4 pseudogenes are annotated in these 3,581 nt (G+C 67.8%); 2 read left to right on the top strand and 2 right to left on the bottom strand.

Going from position 1 to position 3,581, the window contains the following annotated elements:
• A pseudogene (locus ASJ79_RS34260) lies at window positions 1-129 on the top strand (LacI family transcriptional regulator); the annotation flags it as partial.
• Here ASJ79_RS34260 and ASJ79_RS20985 read toward each other — a convergent pair.
• Window positions 89-2,467 (bottom strand): annotated as a pseudogene (locus tag ASJ79_RS20985) ((Fe-S)-binding protein); the annotation flags it as partial. The pseudogenes ASJ79_RS34260 and ASJ79_RS20985 sit on opposite strands and share 41 nt — an antisense overlap.
• Window positions 2,468-2,607: 140 nt before the next feature.
• Window positions 2,608-3,468: pseudogene (locus tag ASJ79_RS20980) on the bottom strand (LuxR C-terminal-related transcriptional regulator); the annotation flags it as partial.
• On the opposite strand from ASJ79_RS20980, the pseudogene ASJ79_RS34255 reads away from it, so the two are divergent.
• Window positions 3,451-3,581, top strand: a pseudogene (locus ASJ79_RS34255) (hypothetical protein); the annotation flags it as partial. The pseudogenes ASJ79_RS20980 and ASJ79_RS34255 sit on opposite strands and share 18 nt — an antisense overlap.

The following is a 3,581-nucleotide window of genomic DNA, read 5'->3' as shown; positions in this document are numbered from 1 at the left end:
CCGACCTGGACAAGCAGCGGGCGCAGCTGCGGCTGAACGGGCGGCGCTACCTGATCGACGTGGTAATGCAGACCCCACAGCGCTTCTCCGACGCGTTCCGCGCCGCCGTCGAGGCCGAACTGCCGGCTTCGGGCTCCTCGACCTTGGCGGGCGCCTCGGCCGCGACGCGGGCTGCGCGCTCTTCGGCTTCCTTTGCGGCCGTGCCCTTTTCGGACAGCGTGAAGGTGCTCTTGTCCAGTGAGCCGAGCAGCAGCTGCGCGACGTCGAGGACCTCGACCTTCTCGATCTCCCGGGTCGCGGACACGTCGTCGACGCCGTCGGTCATCATCACGCGGCAGAACGGGCACCCGGTGGCGATCGCCGAGGCCCCGGTGTCGATGGCCTCTTCGGTGCGCTCGGTGTTGACGCGCTTGCCGATGTGCTCTTCCATCCACATCCGCGCACCGCCGGCGCCGCAGCACAGGCCCCGGTCGGCGTGCCGGGGCATCTCGGTCAGCTTCGCGCCCGACGCCCCGATCAGCTCACGCGGTGCGGAGTACTCCTTGTTGTGCCGACCCAGGTAGCACGGATCGTGGTAGGTGATGTCCTGCCCGTTCGGGCTGCCGTCGGTGGACTTGACCGGAACCAGTTTCTTGTCGCGGACCAGCCGGTTCAGCAGCTGGGTGTGGTGCAGCACCGTGTAGTTGCCGCCGACCTGCGGGTACTCACGGCCCAGCGTGTTGAAGCAGTGCGGGCAGGTGACGACGACCTTGCGGTCCACCCGCTCGACGCCCTCGAACAGCTCGTTGAGGGTCTCCACGTTCTGGGCGGCCAGCTGCTGGAACAGGAACTCGTTGCCCGAGCGGCGGGCGGAGTCGCCGTTGCAGGTCTCGCCCTCGCCGAGCACCAGGAACTTCACCCCCGCCGCGGAGAGCAACTCGGCGACGGCCTTGGTGGTCTTCTTGGCGCGGTCCTCGTAGGCGCCGGCACAGCCGACCCAGAACAGGTACTCGTAGCCGTCGAAGGACTCGACGTCCTTGCCGTACACCGGCACGTCGAAGTCGACCTCGTCGATCCAGTTGGTGCGGTCCTTGGAGTTCTGGCCCCACGGATTGCCCTTGGTCTCCAGGTTCTTGAACAGCACGCCGAGCTCACCGGGGAACTCGGACTCCATCATCACCTGGTAGCGGCGCATGTCGACGATGTGGTCGATGTGCTCGATGTCCACCGGGCACTGCTCGACGCACGCACCGCACGTGGTGCACGACCACAGCACGTCGGGGTCGATCACGCCGCCCTGCTCGAGGGTGCCGACCAGCGGACGGGTGGCCTGCTCCGGGCCCGATCCCATGATCCGCTCGAAGCCCGACTCCGGGACATGGTCGTGCGAGTGCTTCTCGCTGTGCTTCTCGCCGCGCAGTTCCTCGCCGAGACCGCCCTCGGGCGTGTTCTCCAGCGGGGTCTCCTGGTCGCCGAGGATGTAGGGCGCCTTGGCGAACAGATGGTCGCGCAGGTTCATGATCACGAGCTTCGGCGACAGCGGCTTGCCGGTGTTCCACGCCGGGCACTGCGACTGGCAGCGGCCGCACTCGGTGCACGTGGTGAAGTCGAGGTAGCCCTTCCAGGTGAAGTCCTCGATCTTGCCGCGGCCCAGCACGGCATCCTCGGCGGGATCCTCGAAGTCGACGACCTCGCCCTTGGACTCCACCGGGAGCAGCGGGCCCAGACCGTTGGGCATGCGCTTGAACGTCACGTTGATCGGCGCCAGGCCGATGTGCAGATGCTTGGAGTGCAGCACGATCAGCAGGAACACCAGCATCACGGCGATGTGGCCGAGCAGCGCGATCGTCTCGATCCACTCGTTGGCGGTATGGCCGAGCGGACGCATGAGCCAGCCCATGAACTGGGAGAAGAACGCGCCGTTGCCGTAGGGCAGGTTGCCGACGACGGCGGCGGCGCCGCGCACCAGCGCGTAGGTCCAGATGACGTTGAAGATCATGAACAGGATCAGCCAGGCACCACCGGTGTGCGATCCGTAGAACCGGGAGTCGCGGCCGTGCTGCTTGGGCTCCTGCATCACCCGGATGATCGCGAACGTGATGATGCCGAGCAGCACCGCGACCGCGAAGAAGTCCTGCAGGAAGCCGAGTGCGTCCCAGCGGCCGACGATCGGGATGTGGAAGTCGTGGTCGACCAGCAGCCCGAACGCCTCGAGGTAGACCGAGGCCAGGATGAAGAAGCCCCACATCGTGAAGAAGTGCGCGATGCCGGGCACGGACCAGCGCAACAGGCGGGTTTGCCCGAAGACCTCTTCGAATTGCGTGGTGATGCGCTTGCCGAGGTTGTCCTTGCGGTTGTTGCCCTCACTGAGGGGTTGGCCGGACCTGATCAGCTTGGTCAGCCAGAGCACCCGCTTGACGGCGAACACGCCGACGACGGCGATCATCAGGACCCCGGCGACGATCCTGATCAACATCTGCGTATCCACGCGTGCCTCCGGTTTTCTTGTTACCCGCGGGTAACTCAGAGTATGTTACTGATCGGTAACTTTAGCTCGGTGCCTGCTCATAGTTACATCAGCCGGGGAAACAGCGCTACAAAGGCTGTCCTAACTCGTGGCTGAGCCGGTCACCGGCCGCCGCGCGAGTCCATCAGCGCGCGCAACATCGAGAGCAACTCGGAGCGCGATTCCGCGCCCAGGCGCCGCCGGATCCGGGCCACGTGATGCTCGACCGTCTTCGCCGAGATGAACAACTGCGCGCCGATGTCGCGGTACGGCAGCCCCTGCAGCAGCAGTTCGGCCACCTCGCGTTCGCGGTCGGACAGGTGGGCCGCGGCCGGTCGGGCGGGCGCTGCGGATACCGTCGCGGCCGTGGCGGTTTCGCCGTCCGGGAGGTCCGCCGCCGGTTCCCCGGCCACGGTGTGTTTCAGGTCGCGGGCGAGTTGCAGCATCGCCTGCGAGATCCGCGGGTCGGAGGTCTGCAGGGCCGCCTGTCCGGCCAGCCGGGTCGCGTCCCAGGTGTGACCGAACTGCGCGAGGGTCCGGGCGGCGGTCGTGACCTCGTCGACCTCGACCTGGTTGGCCAGCACCTTCAGCCAGGCCCGGCCCGCGGTGGCCAGTGCCCGCGCGAACTCGGAATGAGGGGCGGCGGCGGTCAGCGCCTGTCCGTGCGGAGCCACCGCCTCCGGTGAGTTGGCCAGGATGCCGGCGTGAACGCCGGCCCAGTGCAGCGGCACGGTCCACAGCATCGGGTCGCCGAGCCGGCCGAGGAGCGCGAAGACCTCGTCGAGCAGGTGGCGCAAGCGGTCGACCTGCCGCATCCGGGCGGCGGCGATCCAGAGTTCGCCCAGCGGCAGCACCGTGAACACGTCGACCGAGTACTCGGCGAGCACCTCCATCGCCGAGTACCAGTGCTTCTGCATGGCGCCGGCGTCGCCGTTGCGGCGCGCGACGGCGGTCTGCAGCGCCGCGGCCCACGACGCGTCGCGGTCATCCGGCTGCCGCGGATCAGCAACTTCACCGACGTCGACGCGCTGAGCCTGGAACCCGACCTCGACGTCGTGTTCGTCTCCGACCCCCGCGCGCTCGGCGATGCAGACCT

This window comes from Mycobacterium sp. NAZ190054 (assembly GCF_001545925.1).
Classification (GTDB): Bacteria; Actinomycetota; Actinomycetes; order Mycobacteriales; family Mycobacteriaceae; genus Mycobacterium.
Note: the sequence above shows the minus strand (reverse complement) of the source record. Positions and strands in the feature narration are given on the sequence as shown.